Below are 18,246 nucleotides of genomic sequence, written 5' to 3' on the forward strand. Positions count from 1 at the left end.
CGAGAACCGATGGTTGACGTCGAGGTTGTCGGTTCGGGCCCCAACGGGCTCGCAGCGGGCGTCGTGCTGGCCCGGGCCGGGCTGAGCGTACGCGTGCACGAATCAGCGGCGACCATCGGAGGCGGATCGCGCACCCTCCCGCTGATGGAGGAGGGGAGCGTGCAGGACGTCTGCTCGGCGGTCCACCCCATGGCGCTTGCCTCGGAGTTCTTCACCTCCTTCGAACTGAACCGCCGCATCGGGTTCGCCATCCCGGAGGTGTCCTACGCCCACCCGCTCGATAACGGAAGGGCGGGGATCGCTTACCGCAGCCTGGATCGGACCGTGGCCGAGCTGGGCGCTGACGGCCGGGCGTACCGGCGGCTGATGCAGCCCCTTATCGATTCACGGGACGGCATCCTCGCGCTGACCCTGAACCACCTGCTGCGCGTTCCGAAGAACCCGCTGGCGGCGGCACGGCTCGCGGCGGCCGTACTCGACCAGGGCTCGCCGGCCTGGAACCGGAGGTTCCGGGGAGAGGAGGCCCCGGCGATGCTGACCGGGGTCATGGCGCACCCCGTCGGACCGCTTCCCTCGCTCACGGCCGCCGGAGCCGGAATGGTCCTCGGGCTGCTTGCGCACGCTGGCGGGTGGGCCATCCCCGTCGGCGGTTCACAGGCGATTGCCGACGCCATGGCCCGGGACATCGAGGACCACGGCGGCGAGATCCTCACCGGCTCCAGGGTGCGGTCCCTCGCGGAGCTCAGCGGTGCCCGGGCTGTCCTGCTGGACGTTTCCCCGCCCGCACTGGTGGAGATGGCGCGGGGACGGCTTCCGGGAGGGTACGCGCGGGCGCTGAGCAGGTTCCGCTTTGGCAACGCCGCCTGCAAGGTCGACTTCCTGCTCTCCGGCCCCGTGCCGTGGACCAATTCCGAGGTGGCCCGGGCCGGCACGGTTCACCTCGGTGGAACCCGCGCCGAGGTGGCGGCGGCCGAGGCGGACGTCAACGCAGGACGCCACCCGGAGCGCCCCTACGTCCTTGTCTCCCAGCCGTCCCTGTTCGACCCGACCCGGGCGCCGGCCGGCCGGCATACCCTCTGGACCTACTGCCACGTGCCCCGCGGCTCCACGACCGACATGACCGAAGCCATCACCGCCCAGATCGAACGCTTTGCCCCCGGGTTCCGCGACCTGATTGTGGACTCGCACTCCTCCACGGCCGCCCAGCTCGGGGAGTACAACGAAAACTATGTCGGCGGCGACTTCGGCTCGGGCGCCGTCGACCTGCGCCAGATGATCGCCCGCCCGGTGCTGGCGGCCCACCCGTGGGCAACCCCGCTGAAGGGGGTCTACCTCTGCTCCCAGTCGGCCCCGCCCGGGCCCGGCGTCCACGGCATGGCAGGATTCCATGCCGCGAAGCTTGCCTTACGGCGCGAGTTTGGGCTGGGGATGCCCGAACTCGGGATCGGCTGAAGGCTCAGCCGCCCACCAGCGGCGCGACTGCCTTGACGAGTTGCTGGCCGCCGAGGACGAGGAACAGCAGCGCCGTAATGCCCAGGGCGATGTTCGTCGAGGGCTTGTTGGCCCAGCGGGCGGGAATGCGTTTCCCGTTCAGCAGTCCGAGCAGGGTCACCGCAAGGAACGGCATGAACAGCGAACCCAGGACTCCGTAGGCGAGGATCAGGCCGATGGGCTGGCCCAGGGCGAACAGGATCATCGGCGGGAAGGTCAGCCACAGCACGTAGAACCGGAAGTACTTGCCGCCCACCCGGGTGTCGGGATGGCCTGATTCCTTACCGCGCATATTTCCCCAGAAGTCGGCGAACATCAGGGAGACGCCGTTCCACACGCCGAGGATCGAGGAGAAGGAGGCGGCCCAGAAACCGACGAGGAATCCGGTGCCGACGACGTCGCCGTATTCGTCCTTCAGCACGCCGTAGAGGTCCAGCAGGCCCTCGTCACCTGCGCTGATCGAGACGCCCGCCGAGCGCACCACCTCCGCGCCGACGATGAGCATGGCGACAACGAAGATGCCGGTCATCACGTAGGCCATTGAGTTGTCGATGCGCATCACCCGCATCCATTTCGGGGTGTACCAGCCCTTTTCCCGCAGCCAGTAGCCGTAGGCGGCCAGGGTGATGGTTCCACCGACGCCGCCGGCGAGGGCGAGGGTGTAGAGAACCCCGCCGTCCGGAATTCTGGGGAGCAGGCCGGTGAACATCGCCGGGATGTTGGGCAGGGCGATGACGGCAAGTCCCACAACGGTGACGAACATCAGTCCCACCAGGACGGCGGTGATCTTCTCGAAGGTTGCATACTTGCCGAACCAGACCATGACGAACCCGAGCAGGCCCATGGTGATCGCCCAGGCCCAGAGTGGCAGGACAGGGAAGACGGCGGCCAGGGGCAGCGCCGCCGAGGACATGGCCGTGGCTCCGTACACGAAGCCCCAGATCATGATGTAGGGGCCGAAGTACCAGGTGGTCCACCGCCCCAGCGACCGCCAGCCCTCGAAGATCGTCCGTCCGGTGGCGAGGGTGAACCGTCCGACGCCCTCCACGAGGATGATCTTCAGGACCACACCGAGCACGACGGCCCACAGCAGGCCGTAACCGAAGCGGGAACCGGCGACGAGCGTGGCCACCATGTCCGCCGCGCCGACCCCCGTGGCGGCCACCACGAGTCCCGGCCCGACGAGCTTCCACTTCGCGGGAGCGCCGCCGTCGTCGTCGATCCGGTCCTCGTGCTCTGTGGGCGTTGGGGGAGTGCCGCCGGTAGTCGCCATCGACCAGGAGTCCTATCTGTTGGTACCTTGTGCGGGTGAGACCGCCCGGGGGCGGGTCCGCCGGTCGTGTGCATTCTGTCACAGGCCCGGCGCTGGATCCGGGACCCGCCGGCACGCCAGCAGCGGTCCGGGACACCGCCTGAGGAGGCTCCGATGGACAACACACCGACCGCAGGCGACCCCTACCGCCTGAAACGGTTCGTCTCAGCCCAGGACGCGGGCGGCACGTACGGGCGAGCCCTTGGCGAGATCCGCGCCGGACGCAAGCAGAGCCACTGGATGTGGTTCGTCTTTCCCCAGATCCAGGGACTTGGGAGCAGCGCGACGGCCCGCGAGTTTGCCATCTCCTCCCTGGCCGAGGCGCAGGCCTATCTCGCCCACCCCGTCCTCGGGCCTCGGCTGCTCGAATGCGCCGCGGCGGCCGCCGGTCTGCCCGGGCACAGCGCGGAAGCGGTCTTCGGCGGCATCGATGCACGGAAACTGCATTCGAGCGCGACTCTCTTCCACCGGGCGGCCCCCGGCGAGCCCGCGTTCTCCGACCTTCTTGCGAAGTACTTCGACTCACTGCCCGACACCGCCACCGACGAACGCCTCTGAACGGGGCACTGCCGGCCCGCGCGTCTTTGCCCGGCCGGGGGTTGCCAAGGTAGGATCGATGTGGTTTCAACCACAATTTCATATGCCTTTGACCTGCAGCGGGAGAGTCCTGCCGCGAATATCCACTCGGCAGGCGCCGTAGGAGCAAATCCTCCCCAGGAATCTCTCAGGCCCAGTACCGCTGCGGTGAGGCAACTCTGGAAAGCAGCGCACCGGCCCCGAGGGCAGGCAGCGCTCACCGAAGGTGCAAGCAGGCACGGAGCCCTGCGGAAACTCTCAGGTCCAAGACACAGAGCGGGGAGGAACTCGAAAAGGGACGCGCTTTCAGCGCTTGAACGTACGGAGTTTCCATGACCGCCCATGCCGACCTGGCTTCCACCTTCGCCGACCGCCACATCGGTCCGCGCACCTCCGACGCAGCGCAGATGCTGTCGGTCCTCGGATACCCCAGCATCGACAAGCTCGTCGATGTCGCCGTACCGGCAAGCATCCGGTCCGCCAAGGCCCTCGATCTTCCTGCGGCGCTCAGCGAACCCGAGGTGCTGGCGCAGCTGCGCCGGATCGCCGGCCGCAACCGGACCGCCGTGCAGATGATCGGCCAGGGCTACTTCGATACGGTCACCCCTCCGGTGATCCGCCGCAACGTCCTCGAATCGCCGGCCTGGTACACCGCCTACACGCCCTACCAGCCGGAAATCTCCCAGGGCCGCCTCGAAGCGCTCCTCAACTTCCAGACCATGGTCCAGGACCTCACCGCCCTCGACATCGCCAACGCGTCGCTGCTCGATGAGGCCTCGGCCGTCGCCGAGGCCGTGCTGCTGATGCGCCGCTCGGGCAAGAACAAGTCAGGCCGCACCGTCCTCGACGCCGACTGCCTCCCGCAGACCGTAGCTGTGGTCCGCGGCCGCGCCGAGGCGCTCGGCTTTGAGGTCGAGATCGCCGACCTCTCCCAGGGCCTGCCCGAGGGCGACATCAACGGCGTCGTCCTCCAGCAGCCCGGCGCCTCCGGTGCCCTGCGCGACTCCACGGCCGTCATCGCCGCCGCCAAGGAACGCGGAGTCCTCGTCACCGTCGCCGCCGACCTGCTGGCCCTGACCCTGATCACCGCGCCGGGCGAGCAGGGCGCCGACATAGCTGTCGGCTCCGCCCAGCGCCTTGGCGTTCCGCTGTTCTTCGGCGGGCCCCACGCCGCGTACATGGCGGTGCGCAAGGGCCTCGAGCGCATGCTGCCCGGCCGCCTGGTCGGGGTGTCCAAGGACGCCGACGGCGCCCCCGCCTACCGCCTGGCCCTCCAGACCCGCGAGCAGCACATCCGCCGTGAAAAGGCGACGTCGAACATCTGCACCGCCCAGGCGCTGCTGGCCATCACCGCCAGCATGTACGGGGTCTACCACGGCCCCGAGGGCCTCAAGGCGATCGCCGAGCAGACCCACCGCCGCGCCGTCGACCTCGCCGGGCGGCTGAGCGCCACCGGAGCGCAGATCGTCCACGACACCTTCTTCGACACCCTGCTGGTCCGCGTGACCGGCCGGGCCGCCGAACTCGCGGACCGTGCCGAGGAACTCGGCTACAACCTGCGCCGCGTCGACGCTGATCACCTCGGCATCTCCTGCGACGAGACCACCACCGAGGACCACCTCGCCGCCGTCGCCGGCGTGTTCGGCGCCGGCAGCGACGCCGGTGCCGGGGCAGCGGACACCGGAACCCGGATCCCGGCCGGGCTGCGCCGCACCTCCGCCTACATGACCCACCCGGTGTTCTCGCTGCACCGCTCGGAAACGGCGATGCTGCGCTACCTGCGCCGACTCTCCGACCGCGACCTGGCCCTTGACCGCACCATGATCCCGCTGGGCTCGTGCACCATGAAGCTCAATGCCACGGTGGAGATGGAAGCGATCTCCTGGCCCGAGTTCGCCTCGATCCACCCGTTCGCGCCCACCGCGCAGACCGAGGGCTGGCGCGAACTCATCACCGACCTCGAGGAGCGCCTGGCCGAGATCACTGGCTACGCCAAGGTGTCCCTGCAGCCCAACGCCGGCTCACAGGGTGAGCTCGCGGGCCTGCTCGCCATCCGCGGCTACCACCGCTCGCGCGGCGACGAGAACCGCACGGTGTGCCTGATCCCCTCCTCGGCGCACGGCACCAACGCCGCCTCCGCCGTCCTCGCCGGTATGAAGGTGGTTGTCGTGGCCACGGCCGCCAACGGCAATATCGACCACGACGACCTCAAGGCGAAGATCGAGCAGCACGCCGAGAACCTCTCCGCGATCATGATCACCTACCCCTCGACCCACGGTGTGTTCGAAGAGGATGTCCGCTGGGTCTGCGAGCAGGTGCACGCGGCTGGCGGGCAGGTCTACATCGACGGCGCGAACCTCAACGCCCTCGTCGGGCTGGCCAAGCCGGGTGAGTTCGGCGGCGACGTCTCGCACCTGAACCTGCACAAGACCTTCTGCATCCCGCACGGCGGCGGCGGCCCCGGCGTCGGGCCGGTCGCCGTGGCCGAGCACCTCATCGACTTCCTGCCCGGTGACGCGAACCGGGACATCGCCACCGACGAGGCCGCCGGCGGCGCTCCCGTCTCGGCGTCGATGTACGGTTCGGCCGGGGTTCTTCCCATCTCCTGGGCCTACGTGGCCCTGATGGGCGCGGAGGGCCTGACCAGCGCCACCGCGCACGCCCTGCTCGCCGCGAACTACGTTGCCGCACGCCTCAACGAGCACTTCCCCGTGCTCTACACCGGGGCCCAGGGGCTGGTGGCGCACGAGTGCATCCTCGACCTGCGCCCGCTCACCGCGAAGACCGGGGTCACCGCCGAGGACGTCGCCAAGCGGCTCATCGACTACGGTTTCCACGCCCCCACGCTGTCCTTCCCGGTGGCCGGAACCCTCATGGTGGAGCCCACCGAGTCGGAGAACCTCGCCGAGCTCGACCGGTTCGTCGACGCCATGATCGCCATCAAGGGCGAGATCGACCGGGTCGCCGACGGCGAGTGGACCGTCGAGGAAAGCCCGCTGCGCCAGGCCCCGCACACGGCGACCACGCTCATCGGGGACGACTGGAACCAGTCCTACCCGCGCGAGCTCGCCGCGTACCCGCTGCGCTCCCTGCGGCACGACAAGTATTTCCCGCCGGTCCGGCGCATCGACGGCGCCCACGGCGACCGCAACCTGGTGTGCTCATGCCCTCCCATCGAAGCCTTCGAGGACTAATCCCATGCCCAAGCAGACCCCGCTCTACACCCGGCACGAAGCCCTCGGCGCCTCCTTCACCGACTTCGGCGGCTGGCAGATGCCGCTGAAGTACGGCAGCGAACTCGAAGAACACCACACGGTGCGCCGCGCCGCCGGCCTGTTCGACCTCTCCCACATGGGGGAGGTCCTGGTCACCGGACCCCAGGCGGCCGAGTTCCTCAACTACGCGCTCGTGGGCAACCTGGCGGTGATGCCGGTGGGGAAGGCGAAGTACTCCCTCATCTGCAACACCGACGGCGGCGTGATCGACGACCTCATCACCTACCGCCTGGCCGAGGACCGCTTCCTCGTGGTGCCCAACGCCTCCAACGCCGACACCGTCGCTTCGGAGCTGCGCGACCGCGCCGCCGACTTCGACGCCGTGGTGGAGGACCAGTCCGAGACCACCGCCCTGGTGGCCGTCCAGGGGCCCAACGCCGAGGCGATCCTGCTGGCTCTGGCGGCCCCCGACGACGCCGAGGCCATCACCTCGCTGCGCTACTACGCCGCCGTCGAGGTCGAACTGGCCGGGGTGCCGGTCCTGCTGGCCCGCACCGGGTACACCGGCGAGGACGGATTCGAGCTGTTCGTCGGCAACTCCTTCGCCGTGCGCGTCTGGGACGCGGCCCTCGAAGCCGGTGCCGGCTCCGGCCTGATCCCGTGCGGCCTTGCCGCCCGGGACTCCCTCCGCCTCGAGGCCGGCATGCCGCTCTACGGAAACGAGCTCGGCCTCTCAACCAACCCCTTCGAGGCCGGCCTCGGCCCGGTGGTGAGCCTCAAGAAGACCGAGGACTTCGTGGGCCGCTCCGTCCTGGAGCCGCTGAAGGCCACCGGGCCGGCACGCCGCTTGGTGGGGCTGCGCGGCACCGGCCGGCGTTCCGCGCGCGCCGGCTACGACGTCGTCGTTGACGGCACGGCCGTGGGCACGGTGACCTCCGGGCTGCCCAGCCCCACCCTCGGCTATCCGGTGGCGCTGGCCTACGTCGACTCGGCCCTTGCGGAGCCGGGCACCGAAGTCCAGGTCGACCTCCGGGGCCGCCCCGAGCCCTTCACCGTCGTGGAGACACCGTTCTACAAGCGCGCCAAGTGATGCCGTTCGACGGCTCCATGGCATCAGGGGGACCTCAGTGACCATCAGCGCATTCGACCTGTTCAAGATCGGCATCGGCCCGTCGAGTTCACACACCGGCGGGCCGATGACGGCGGCCTACCTTTATACGGAACTGCTGCGGGAAGAGCAGCTGCTCGGGCGGGTCGACCGCCTCCAGGTTGAGCTCTTCGGATCCCTCGGCGTCACCGGGCACGGCCATGGCACAGTGAAGGCGATCCTGCTCGGGCTTGAGGGAAGCCAGCCCCATCTCGTCGATCCGGCCACCGCGGACGAACGGGTGGGACGCATCGGCGAACTCAAGTTGCTGCGCCTGGCCGGCGAACGTGGAATCGGCTTCGACCCCGACCGGGATCTCATCCTGCACCGGCGGAAGCGGCTTGAATATCACACCAACGGAATGCGTTTCCAGGCCTGGGACGCCGCGGGAACCCTGCTCCGGGCGCGCGACTACTTCTCGGTCGGAGGCGGGTTTGTCCTCGATGAGAACCAGATCGGCGTCGAAACGCAGCCCGAACCCGAGGTCGTCGTGCCCTTCCCGTTCAATACGGCCGACCAGCTGCTGGAACTATGCCGCAAGCACGATATGTCTTTTTCCGAGATCGTGCTCGCCAATGAGAAGGCCTTCCGGAGCGAGGGGGAGGTCCGGGCGGGCCTGCTGCAGATCTGGGAGGTCATGCAGGACACCATCCGCCGGGGAACCAGCACCGGCGGCGTCCTGCCCGGAGGGCTGGCCGTGCGGCGGCGGGCCGCCCGTCAGCTGGAACTCCTGGAGAAGGCCAACGACCCCGAGGACCGGCTCGGGACCATGGAATGGGTGACCCTGTTCGCCCTGGCGGTCAATGAGGAAAACGCGGCCGGCGGCCGTGTGGTCACGGCGCCCACCAACGGCGCCGCCGGCATCATTCCGGCCGTCCTGAAGTACTACGTCGACTTCGTTCCCGGCGCCAGCGACGACGGCGTGGTGCGCTTCCTGCTGGCCGCCACCGCCGTCGGCTCCCTGTTCAAGAAAAACGCGTCCATCTCGGGCGCGGAGGTGGGATGCCAGGGCGAGGTCGGCTCCGCCTGCGCCATGGCGGCCGGTGCCCTGGCCGAGGTGCTCGGGGGCACCCCCGAGCAGGTGGAGAACGCCGCGGAGATCGGAATCGAGCACAACCTGGGTCTGACCTGCGATCCGGTCGGCGGGCTCGTGCAGATACCGTGCATCGAACGCAACGCGGTCGGCGCGATCAAGGCCATCACCGCCGCACGGATGGCGGTGCGCGGGGACGGGCAGCATCACGTCTCGCTGGATATCGCGATCAAGACGATGCGCGACACCGGCGCGGACATGATGGACAAGTACAAGGAGACGGCCCGGGGCGGGCTCGCCCTGAACGTCGTGGAGTGCTGAGCGGGCAGGTCCCGCCCGCCCGGCCGGCCTAGACCGCGGCCGGGACCGACTTGTTCCGCTGCGGGGCGAGTTCGACGACGATATCGCGCAGCAGTCCGCGCAGTTCCTCGGACTCAAGGCCCTCGCCGGTCATCAGGGACCGCTCGATGTCCTGGGCCCGGGCCAAAGCCAGCTGCCCCGCCTCGGTGATGGTGATGCGCTGGCTGCGGCGGTCGCGTGCGTCGCGGATGCGGGAAATGAAGCCCTGGCGCTCCAGCTTTTCCAGCGTCTTGCCGATGGTCTGGGCCTGGACGTGCACGGCCAGGGCGAGCCGCGCGCCGGTCATGGTGCCCTCACGCGAGAGAACACCCAGGGTGGTGTAACCCGCATGGGTGATGCCGATATCGAGGAGTCGTTCGTTCCACGCATGGTCCACCAACCGGGCGGCGGTGGTGAGGAGACGGCTTGTTGACCACTCGTTAAGGTTTGGCATGACGGTACTTCTTCCAGACGCTAGTAGAACCCAATACCTCCACTATGAACCCCGATCTTCAAGTTTTCCCTGTGATCCGCCCAAAGCTTTAAGCAAGGGTGCTTAGGAAGTTGGATGCTCGGGCTCCGGACCCGAATGATCGCCGACCCCGGAGCGGTGGCCGGCGAGAAAGACCCGGATGGCGTCGGCGACCGCGCCCGGAGCGCCCTGTTGGGCGACATGCGGCTGGCCGGGAATCTCCGTGAAGGACCCATGGGGCGCAGCCTCGGCGAGCTCCCTGCACCAGGGCTCCCGCGCCACCGGATCCCGGGAGCCACGCAGCACCAGCACGGGGCATTCCACTGCCCGGAGGGCGGCTTCGAGGCGGTACTCCATCATGGGACGCAGCGCCTTCAGATACCAGCGCAGGCCCGTGCGCACGTAGTCAGTGAGGACAATGAGATTCGCCGAGGGGAGTTCGCGCAGTGAGTCATGCCCGAGGGCCGCCGCCTGCCGCCAGACTGACCGGCGCCGCCGGTCCACCACCGGCCCGATCAGCACAACCCCCCTTACCCGCGCTGGATCGCGCAGGGCCGCCGCCGTAACGATCTGGGCGCCCATCGAGTGCCCTACCAGGATGCAGGGCGCCGCCCCGGCCTCGGCCAGCAGGTCGAGCAGCACGGCGGCGTAGTCCTCCACCGAAAGGGTGGGCCCGGGGGCCGGGTTGGGACCGAACCCCGGAAGGTCGACCGCATAGGTGTCAGCGGTCGCGGTGAGCTCGGTGTGCAGGCGGTCAAGGTAGCGGTGCGACATGCCGATGCCGTGGATCAGAACAAACGGCGGCTCGGTGCAACCGGTGGGCCCGGGCGAGGAGTGGAGGCGGAGGGTGTGCCCGCGCAGGCGGACAGTTGAGACAGTGCGAGAGACCATCCGGTGAGTGTAGCCCGGCGTTCTACCCGCCGAAGTTCAAGAAATCCTCAAGTTTGGCCAGCGGCTTCTCGAATTTTCTGGCAAGGTATTGCTATGCCCGATATCCATGAACCACGCACCGCCCTCATCGTCGAGGACGACGAGGACATCCGGGAGCTGCTGGGCACAGCACTGCGGTTGAAGGGATTTTCGATCCTCGAGGCGGCGACCGGGCATGAGGGCCTTGCAAAGGTGCGCGACCACCAGCCTGACCTGATCACCCTGGATTTGAACCTTCCAGACCTCGACGGGGTCGAGGTCTGCAGGCAGTCCCGGGCGATGAGTGATGCCTACATTGTGATGGTGACCGCGCGCCAGGACGAGATCGACCGGCTGCTGGGCCTGGAGACCGGCGCCGACGACTTCATTGGAAAGCCGTTCAGTCCGCGGGAGTTCACGGCGCGCGTCTCGGCCATGTTCCGCAGGCCGCGCACCGGCCCGGGTGCGGTGGGCAACGACAGCTCCCTGCTGCGGCACAACGGACTGCTGATGGATGTCGAGGGGCGCACCGTGAGCCTCGACGGTGAGGAACTGGCCCTGACGAGGATCGAATTCGACCTCCTCGAGGCCCTGCTCGACGGCGCGTCGCGGGTGTGGTCACGGGAGGCACTCCTCGACCGGGTCTGGGGGGATGGCTGGGCGCTCGACCACCACCTCGTGGAGGTGCACATCCGGAACCTCCGCCGGAAGCTCAGCGATGACACCAGCAATCCGCGGTTCATCCGCACGGTCCGGGGCGTAGGCTACCGGCTCATTCCGCTGACACCGGTGCGCTGAGACCGCCCGCTGACGGCCTGCCCTACAGCAGGGTGAGCTTGTCGAGGGCATCACGCAGCCCCGGCGCGCTCCCCCGCTCGTCATCGATGCTTTTGCGCTCGCTCTGCACGACGTCGGGCCGGTCGGTGATGATTCCGTCGACCGGCACCCGCAGGAACGTCCGGATGGCATCGGGGTCGTTCACCGTCCACACCCACAGCTCCTTCCCGCGTCCGCGGGCGAGAGCGGCGAGTTCCTCGGTGAAGAAGGACTGCTCAACCACGAGGAAATCCCCCGGCTCCCCCTCAAGGGTGCCGACGTTGGCTGCCACGGTGTAGCCCACCCGCAGCCCGGGCCGCTTTTGCTCGAGTTCCTGGACCACCTCGCTGCTCAGGGAATGGTAGATGTGATGGTCCGTGGCGCCGATCGAATCGAGCTCCGCCAGGAGCCGGTCCACCACCTGGGGCGACTCATGCCCGTGCAGCTTGAGCTCGATGAGGAGCTTCACACCGAGCTCCTCGGCCCGCAGCACGTAATCGATGAGGGAAACCATTGAGTCGCTGTACCCGCCGACACTCACATCGATCGACTCGGCCTCGGCGAGGGTCAGCTCATACGTGTTCACATTGAGTCCCGAGACGATCCACAGGTTGACGTCGTGGCTGAGGATGAACCGACCGTCCCTGGTCTCCTGGGCGTCGATCTCAACGAAATCCGGACTCACCCGTGCCGCCGCCTCCAGGGCGCCGATGGTGTTTTCCACGCCGCCCCCGACGAAACCGCGGTGGGCGATGATCTTGGTGGACCCGGAGTTTGCCGGCACGCTTCCGGCCGCCGGGAGGATCGAGGCCGACTGGACCGCCGTGGCCCCCATCACTGTCAGGCCGAGGACCACGAGGGCGGCCTGCCGCCGCCTGGAGCGTCCCCTCCGGTGGAGCTGAGGGCCCTGCGGGGCAGGCGGCGGTGTCCCGTCCGGAACGTCAGTGCGCCGGTTGTTATAGGCGGCGGTCAGGGCGTGGAGAATCACGACGAGCGCGAAGCTCAGCACCACTGCGGATCCGACATTGGCGATGCCGTAGCCGCCGGCCGCCACGGCGGGGGCGATTGGCGGGGCGATGCGGTCCGCGAGGGCGGCGGCGAGCACCACCGCCTCGGTGAGCAGGGTCGAAAGCGCCCCGGCGCCCGCTGCCACGATTCCGATGGCGGCGGCAATCCGCCAGGACTGGCGGCGGGTCGCGGCCAGGCTGCCGGCCACGGCCCGGCCCGGTGATTTTCCTTCGATCACCAGCAGCGGGAAGGTGAAGATCAGACGGATGTTCACGTACAGGAGCGCCGCGAGTCCCGCCCCGTACAGGGTGGCACTCACCGGCGCCTTGAGCATCTCGCCGCTGATGAAGAGCGGCACGGCGATGCCGCGGGTGACCGTGGAAAACAGCCCGAATCCGCCCAGGGGCATGACCAGCAGGACATAGACGATCAGCAGGGGCGACTGGTAGTGGAGCACCGCCCGGATGGCCAGGGCCACGTCCTCTGCCACCGGCCGCAGCTGCAGGGGCAGGGCGCACTGCTGGCGGTGGACCAGCACGATCAGGGTGACAAGCTGCAGGCTCACCACCGCGAGTGCGGCGACCACCAGCAGGATCATCAGCACGAGCGCCCCGGGGTGCGCCAGGACCATCCCGAGGTTCTGGTCGCTGATCCGGGGCAGGCCCGACGCCGCCAGAACGAGGCGGAAGAGTGCCGACAGGGCAGGAAGCGCCAGCAGGATGGTGGCACCGTTGAGGACCAGGGAGGCGAGCTGGAGGGGGAGGAACCCCCTGAGCGCCTCGGTCAGGGCCTTCCGCAGGGACGCCCGCAGGGGAAACGCCGATGGCACACGGGTTTCGGGCGCGCCGGTTGACCGCCCGATCCGCTTGGCCATGTACATCTCGGATATCCCTTCGGGTCTGCGGAGCTCCGGGGCACGCGTCGGTGGGGCGCCAGCGGAGCATTTACCGAACCACTCTAGGCCCCGAGCGGAGCGGCCCGCGGCCCGCCGCTAAACTTTAGGGGTGGCCCACCTCGACGTTTCAAACATTGATTATTTTCTCTCCGACGGACGGCAGCTGCTCAATGCCGTCTCCTTCCGGGTCGGGGAAGGCCACAAGACGGCCCTGATCGGACCCAACGGCACGGGCAAGACAACGTTGCTGCGGATCATCGCCGGTGACCTGACCGCCGACGAAGGGGCCGTCACCCGTTCGGGCGCCCTGGGCATCATGCGCCAGTTCGTTGGGCAGGTGCGCGATGACACCACCGTCCGCGACCTCCTGGTCTCCGCCGCCCCGCCGGCCCTCGCACGGGCGGCGAAGGCTGTCGATGACGCCGAACTGGCCATGATGGAAACCGACGACGAACCCACCCAGATGCGCTATGCGCAGGCGATCGCCGACTGGGGGGACAGCGGCGGGTATGAACTGGAGACCACCTGGGACGAGGTGACCATGGCGGCCCTCGGCATTCCGTTCGACCGCGCCCAGCACCGGGCGGCATCCTCCCTCTCCGGCGGCGAGCAGAAACGCCTGGTCCTCGAGGCGCTCTTCTCCGGTCCGGACGAACTGCTCCTGCTCGATGAGCCGGACAACTACCTCGATGTGCCCGGCAAGCGCTGGCTGGAGACGAAGCTGGCCGAGTCGCGCAAGTCGGTGCTCTTCGTCAGCCACGACCGGGAGCTGCTGGCCAACGCCGCGACCCGCATTGTCACGCTCGAGCCCGGCGTCCTCGGCGCGTCGGCCTGGACCCACGGTGGAGGATTCGAAACCTACCTCAAGGCGCGGCAGGACCGGAACGCGCGGTTCGAGGAGCTTCGACGCCGGTGGGACGAGGAGCACCTGAAGCTCAAGGAACTCGTGAACATGTACAAGAACAAGGCCGCGTTCCGCTCCGATATGGCCAACCGGTACCACGCGGCACAGACGCGCCTGGCGAAATTCCTTGAGGCCGGCCCCCCGGAAGCCCTTCCCATGGAGCAGAACGTGTCGATGCGGCTGCGCGGAGGACGGACGGCGAAGCGGGCGGTGGTGGCCTCGAAGCTCGAACTGACGGGGCTGATGAAACCGTTCAGCACCGAGATCTGGTTCGGTGACCGCGTGGGAGTCCTGGGCTCCAACGGGTCCGGCAAGTCGCACTTCCTGCGGCTGCTCGCCGGTGGCGGGACCGACCCCGACAAGGAACACCAGCCGGTGTCTGACGTCGACATCGCCGAGGTGCCGCACGAGGGCACGGTCAAGCTCGGAGCACGCATCCGTCCGGGATTCTTCGCCCAGACCCATTCGCGTCCGGACCTGCTGGGCCGGACGCTCCTCGACATCCTGCACCGCGGCGATGAGCACCGCTCGGGCCTCGGACGGGAGGCGGCCTCGGCTGTCCTCGACCGGTACGGCCTGGCCGGACAGGCCGAACAGCCTTACGACTCGCTCTCCGGCGGGCAGCAGGCGCGGCTGCAGATTCTGCTGCTCGAACTCTCCGGCGCCACCCTGCTGCTGCTCGACGAGCCGACCGACAACCTCGACCTGCACTCGGCCGAAGCGCTCGAACACGCCATCGACGCCTTCGAGGGAACCGTCCTCGCCGTCACCCACGACCGGTGGTTCGCCCGCAGCTTCGACCGGTTCCTCGTCTTCGGTTCCGATGGAAAGGTCTACGAGACCAAGGAACCCGTCTGGGACGAGGGGCGCGTGACCCGGGCCCGCTGAGCCGGGCACCGGATGCCGGCAGCCGGTTCGTCCCCGCCGGTGGGTCCCCCGGGCCGGTGAAGTACGGGCGGACCGGTTTGAATGCCGCCGGAGCGCACAGCTACGGTGGCAGGGTGAACCCCAACCTGAAGTCCGCCGTCTGGGCCACCTTCGCCATCTTCGGGCTCAACGGCCTCGTCTTTGCGAGCTGGGCCGCCCGGATCCCCGCTGCTTCGGCAGCGCTTGAGCTCAGCTCGGGCCAGATGGGTGCGCTGCTGCTGGTTGGGGCGGTGGGCTCGGTCCTGTCCCTGCCCCTTGCGGGTCTGATTTCGGCGCGCGTCGGCACGGCGAACACCGTGCGGGTAGGAGGAGCTGCGGCGGCGCTCGCCGCGGCCACCGTCGCGGCCGGCCTGCAATTCCAGTCGGTGCCGCTGACCGGGGCGGGGCTGTTCCTCTTCGGTTCCGGCGTGGCCCTCTGGGACGTCGCCCAGAACATCGAGGGCGCCGACGTCGAACGCCGGCTGCGGCGCACCATCATGCCGCGCTTCCACGCCGCCTTCAGCGGCGGTGCGTTCCTCGGGGCGCTGCTGGGCGCAGGCCTTGCCGCCGTCGACGTCGACCTGCCGGCGCACCTGGTGGCCATTGCGGTCCTGTCCCTCGCCGTGTCCCTGTGGATGCCCCGGTATTTCCTGCCCGTGGCCGCACCCGGGCACACCGAGCAGGCGCCGGTGGCGGGCGGCAGATTCTCCGCCTGGCGCGAGCCGCGCACGCTGCTGATTGGACTCGTGGTGCTGGGTGCCGCACTGACGGAGGGCGCCGCCAACGACTGGGTGGCCAAGGCCACCGTGGACGGGCTGGGCAGCAGCGAAAGCGTCGGGGCCCTCATGTTCGCCGTCTTCGTCGCTGCCATGACCCTTGTCCGCTTCGTGGGCGGGGGCTACATCGACCGCCACGGCCGGGTCCGGGTGCTTCAGGCGAGCCTCGGAACCTCCCTCGCGGGCCTCCTCCTGTTCGTGCTCGCCCCCAATGTCCTCCTGGCGGGGGTGGGGGCCGTGCTGTGGGGTGCCGGGGCCGCACTGGGCTTCCCCATGGGTATGTCCGCGGCCGCCGATGACCCGCGCCACGCCGCGCTGCGGGTCTCCGTCGTCTCGACAATCGGCTACACCGCCTTCCTCGCCGGTCCGCCCCTGCTGGGCTTCCTCGGTGACCTCGTCGGGATCCGGACGGCGCTGCTCGCCGTCGGCGCCGCAGTGCTTGCGTCCTTCCTCGTCGCCCCCGCCGCCCGCGAACGGGCCAGCGAGGAGCACACGGCAATTTTGGATAAGGACAGAACCTGACCTGAATGGTGCGGGGCTGGCGGAGTGCACGCCTAAGCTTTTCCGCATGACAATGATTGAGGCCTCCGGTCTGAAGAAGACCTACCGCTCAAAAAGCGGCCCGGTCCATGCCCTTGCCGGGATAGACCTATCCGTGCCCCGGGGAACCGTGAAGGCGCTGCTCGGCCCGAACGGCGCCGGGAAGACCACGGTGGTCAAGGTACTGACCACGCTGATCCGGCCCACCGAGGGCACCGCCTTCGTCGACGGAATCGACGTTCTCGCCAATCCGAAAGCGGCCCGCCGCATCATCGGCGTCTCGGGGCAGTACGCGGCCGTCGACGAGAACCTCACCGGGTTCGAGAACCTTGAAATGGTGGGCCGGCTCTACCACCTGAGCGCGCGCGAGGCCAAGCGCAGGGCTCAGCAACTGATCGAACAGTTCGAACTCACCGAGGCGGGCAACCGGCCGGTCAAGGGCTTCTCGGGCGGCATGCGCCGCCGGATCGACCTCGCCGGGGCACTGGTGATCAACCCCAAGGTGCTCTTCCTCGACGAACCCACCACGGGTCTCGACCCGCGCAGCCGCCTCTCGCTCTGGGGGATCATCAAGGATTTGGTCAGCGACGGCACCACGCTGCTGCTCACCACGCAGTACCTCGAGGAGGCGGATCAGCTCTCCGACGACATCGCCGTGATCGACGGCGGGCGCGTCATCGCGGAAGGAACGGCGGACGAGCTCAAGGCGCAGATCGGCGGCCACCGGGTGGTCGTCACCCTGGTGAACCCGGCCGACGCCGGAGCGGCCCGGGAAATCCTCGCCCGCCACGGCGACGGGGAGGCCACTGTCGGAACCGACGGCCGCACCGTCGAGGTAGGCGTGATCAACGGGCCGCGCGCCCTGCAGTACGTCCTCGGTGACCTGGGGCAGGCAGGGGTCGAACTTCACGACGCCGGCATGCGGCGCCCCAGCCTCGACGATGTCTTCCTCAAGCTCACGGGCCGGCACGCCGAAAACACCGATGAGAAAGTCCCTGCTGAGAAGGAGAACGCGAAATGAGCGTCCTGGCCCCCGAAAACCGGCAGGCCCGGCCCGCGCCCGAGCCCGGCGCCGCCTCGATGTGGCTGTCCGACGGCTGGACGGTCACCAAGCGCAATCTGACGAAGCTCAAGCGCTCCCCGGACATGCTTGTGTTCGCCGTGCTGCAGCCGATCATGTTCGTGCTGCTGTTCAGCCAGATCTACGGTGGATCCATCCAGGTCGAGGGCACCGACTACACCCAGTACCTCATGGCCGGGATTTTCGCCCAGACCGTGATCTTCGGCTCGACCTTCTCCGGCTCGGCGATGGCCCAGGACCTGAAGGACGGCATCATCGACCGGTTCCGGACCCTGCCGATGAGCTCTTCGGCGGTCCTGGTCGGACGCACGAACAGCGACCTGGTGCTCAACGGCATCTCCATGCTCATCATGATGGCGACCGGGTTCGTCGTAGGCTGGCGGGTGAACGCGCCCTTCAGCAGTTTCCTTGCCGGTATCGGGCTGCTGCTGCTGTTCTCCTATGCCTTCAGCTGGGTCATGGCACTGCTGGGCATGAGCGTGAAGTCTCCGGAGGTCATCAACAACGCCTCCTTCATGATCCTGTTTCCGCTCACCTTCATCTCCAACGCCTTTGTCCAGAGCCAGACCCTTCCGGCGCCGCTCGAGGCGTTCGCCAACTGGAACCCGGTCTCCGCGCTGGTCCAGGCGGCACGGGAGCTCTTCGGCAATGTCGGTTCGGTGCCCACCCCGGATGCCTGGCCCATGCAGAACGCAGTGCCGACGGTGCTGGCCGGCGCGATCCTGATGCTGCTGATTTTCGTTCCGCTGTGCATCCGGAAGTTCGCCTCGATCAGCTCCCGCTGAACCATTTCTCCGCACCTGGTCAGGCGGATTGGATCCGCCTG

The 18,246-nt window shown here is 68.6% G+C and carries 14 protein-coding genes and 1 riboswitch; of the genes, 10 read left to right on the top strand and 4 right to left on the bottom strand.

Annotated elements, in window-relative coordinates; genetic code table 11:
• The first annotated feature begins 9 nt into the window (after positions 1 to 9).
• Positions 10 to 1,452: a phytoene desaturase family protein gene (locus GVV86_RS06250; RefSeq protein ID WP_159802078.1), complete on the top strand. Its 1,443-nt coding sequence runs from the start codon at positions 10 to 12 to the stop codon at positions 1,450 to 1,452.
• 4 nt (positions 1,453 to 1,456) lie between these two features.
• Here the strand turns inward: GVV86_RS06250 and GVV86_RS06255 are convergent, their stop codons facing one another.
• Positions 1,457 to 2,764 carry an Nramp family divalent metal transporter gene (locus GVV86_RS06255; RefSeq protein WP_159617407.1) on the bottom strand — a complete coding sequence of 436 codons (1,308 nt, stop codon included), beginning with the start codon at positions 2,762 to 2,764 and terminating at the stop codon, positions 1,457 to 1,459.
• Between the two features lie 153 nt (positions 2,765 to 2,917).
• Between GVV86_RS06255 and GVV86_RS06260 the strand changes: the two genes are divergently transcribed.
• From GVV86_RS06260 to GVV86_RS06275, 4 genes are all read left to right on the top strand, one after another.
• The gene (locus tag GVV86_RS06260) at positions 2,918 to 3,361 is read left to right on the top strand and encodes a DUF1810 domain-containing protein (protein ID WP_159802080.1); all 444 of its coding nucleotides are present in this window, start codon (positions 2,918 to 2,920) and stop codon (positions 3,359 to 3,361) included.
• An 89-nt stretch (positions 3,362 to 3,450) separates the two neighbouring features.
• A riboswitch (glycine riboswitch) is annotated at positions 3,451 to 3,552 on the top strand.
• A 159-nt stretch (positions 3,553 to 3,711) separates the two neighbouring features.
• The gene (gcvP, locus tag GVV86_RS06265) at positions 3,712 to 6,573 is read left to right on the top strand and encodes an aminomethyl-transferring glycine dehydrogenase (protein WP_159802082.1); all 2,862 of its coding nucleotides are present in this window, start codon (positions 3,712 to 3,714) and stop codon (positions 6,571 to 6,573) included.
• Between the two features lie 4 nt (positions 6,574 to 6,577).
• Entirely contained in the window at positions 6,578 to 7,684 is a 1,107-nt protein-coding gene (gene gcvT, locus GVV86_RS06270; protein ID WP_159802084.1) for a glycine cleavage system aminomethyltransferase GcvT, read from the top strand.
• Between the two features lie 37 nt (positions 7,685 to 7,721).
• Positions 7,722 to 9,095 (top strand): L-serine ammonia-lyase, encoded by a 1,374-nt coding sequence (locus GVV86_RS06275; protein WP_159802086.1) that lies wholly within the window; start codon positions 7,722 to 7,724, stop codon positions 9,093 to 9,095.
• 28 nt (positions 9,096 to 9,123) lie between these two features.
• Here the strand turns inward: GVV86_RS06275 and GVV86_RS06280 are convergent, their stop codons facing one another.
• A complete protein-coding gene (locus GVV86_RS06280) occupies positions 9,124 to 9,567 on the bottom strand; it encodes a MarR family winged helix-turn-helix transcriptional regulator (protein WP_159617412.1) in 444 nt (147 codons plus the stop codon).
• 102 nt (positions 9,568 to 9,669) lie between these two features.
• Positions 9,670 to 10,476: an alpha/beta fold hydrolase gene (locus GVV86_RS06285; RefSeq protein WP_159802088.1), complete on the bottom strand. Its 807-nt coding sequence runs from the start codon at positions 10,474 to 10,476 to the stop codon at positions 9,670 to 9,672.
• A 93-nt stretch (positions 10,477 to 10,569) separates the two neighbouring features.
• Between GVV86_RS06285 and GVV86_RS06290 the strand changes: the two genes are divergently transcribed.
• The gene (locus tag GVV86_RS06290; protein WP_159617414.1) at positions 10,570 to 11,292 is read left to right on the top strand and encodes a response regulator transcription factor; all 723 of its coding nucleotides are present in this window, start codon (positions 10,570 to 10,572) and stop codon (positions 11,290 to 11,292) included.
• Positions 11,293 to 11,314: 22 nt separating this feature from the next.
• On the opposite strand, the gene GVV86_RS06295 is transcribed toward GVV86_RS06290, so the two are convergent.
• Positions 11,315 to 13,198, bottom strand: coding sequence for a glycerophosphodiester phosphodiesterase (locus GVV86_RS06295; RefSeq protein ID WP_159802090.1), 1,884 nt, complete (start codon positions 13,196 to 13,198; stop codon positions 11,315 to 11,317).
• 124 nt (positions 13,199 to 13,322) lie between these two features.
• On the opposite strand from GVV86_RS06295, the gene GVV86_RS06300 reads away from it, so the two are divergent.
• The 4 genes from GVV86_RS06300 to GVV86_RS06315 all read left to right on the top strand — a co-directional run bounded on the left by GVV86_RS06300 (position 13,323) and on the right by GVV86_RS06315 (position 18,205).
• Complete coding sequence (locus tag GVV86_RS06300) at positions 13,323 to 15,005, top strand: ABC-F family ATP-binding cassette domain-containing protein (RefSeq protein WP_159617416.1); 1,683 nt, start codon at positions 13,323 to 13,325, stop codon at positions 15,003 to 15,005.
• A gap of 113 nt (positions 15,006 to 15,118) precedes the next feature.
• Positions 15,119 to 16,321 (top strand): MFS transporter, encoded by a 1,203-nt coding sequence (locus GVV86_RS06305; RefSeq protein ID WP_246199678.1) that lies wholly within the window; start codon positions 15,119 to 15,121, stop codon positions 16,319 to 16,321.
• Between the two features lie 46 nt (positions 16,322 to 16,367).
• Positions 16,368 to 17,360: an ATP-binding cassette domain-containing protein gene (locus GVV86_RS06310; RefSeq protein ID WP_159802092.1), complete on the top strand. Its 993-nt coding sequence runs from the start codon at positions 16,368 to 16,370 to the stop codon at positions 17,358 to 17,360.
• Complete coding sequence (locus tag GVV86_RS06315; RefSeq protein WP_159617418.1) at positions 17,357 to 18,205, top strand: ABC transporter permease; 849 nt, start codon at positions 17,357 to 17,359, stop codon at positions 18,203 to 18,205. The genes GVV86_RS06310 and GVV86_RS06315 overlap by 4 nt, the downstream gene beginning before the upstream one ends.
• Positions 18,206 to 18,246 lie beyond the last annotated feature (41 nt).

Origin of the sequence: Arthrobacter zhaoguopingii, assembly GCF_009828595.1 — a bacterium.
Taxonomy (GTDB): domain Bacteria; phylum Actinomycetota; class Actinomycetes; order Actinomycetales; family Micrococcaceae; genus Arthrobacter_D; species Arthrobacter_D zhaoguopingii.

Excerpts from the sequence above, each read along its gene's own strand:
- GVV86_RS06250 (WP_159802078.1), top strand. The coding sequence starts at position 10 with ATGGTTGACGTCGAGGTTGTCGGTTCGGGCCCCAACGGGCTCGCAGCG.
- GVV86_RS06255 (WP_159617407.1), bottom strand. The coding sequence starts at position 2,764 with ATGGCGACTACCGGCGGCACTCCCCCAACGCCCACAGAGCACGAGGAC.
- GVV86_RS06260 (WP_159802080.1), top strand. The coding sequence starts at position 2,918 with ATGGACAACACACCGACCGCAGGCGACCCCTACCGCCTGAAACGGTTC.
- gcvP (WP_159802082.1), top strand. The coding sequence starts at position 3,712 with ATGACCGCCCATGCCGACCTGGCTTCCACCTTCGCCGACCGCCACATC.
- gcvT (WP_159802084.1), top strand. The coding sequence starts at position 6,578 with ATGCCCAAGCAGACCCCGCTCTACACCCGGCACGAAGCCCTCGGCGCC.
- GVV86_RS06280 (WP_159617412.1), bottom strand. The coding sequence starts at position 9,567 with ATGCCAAACCTTAACGAGTGGTCAACAAGCCGTCTCCTCACCACCGCC.
- GVV86_RS06285 (WP_159802088.1), bottom strand. The coding sequence starts at position 10,476 with ATGGTCTCTCGCACTGTCTCAACTGTCCGCCTGCGCGGGCACACCCTC.
- GVV86_RS06290 (WP_159617414.1), top strand. The coding sequence starts at position 10,570 with ATGCCCGATATCCATGAACCACGCACCGCCCTCATCGTCGAGGACGAC.
- GVV86_RS06295 (WP_159802090.1), bottom strand. The coding sequence starts at position 13,198 with ATGTACATGGCCAAGCGGATCGGGCGGTCAACCGGCGCGCCCGAAACC.
- GVV86_RS06310 (WP_159802092.1), top strand. The coding sequence starts at position 16,368 with ATGACAATGATTGAGGCCTCCGGTCTGAAGAAGACCTACCGCTCAAAA.
- GVV86_RS06315 (WP_159617418.1), top strand. The coding sequence starts at position 17,357 with ATGAGCGTCCTGGCCCCCGAAAACCGGCAGGCCCGGCCCGCGCCCGAG.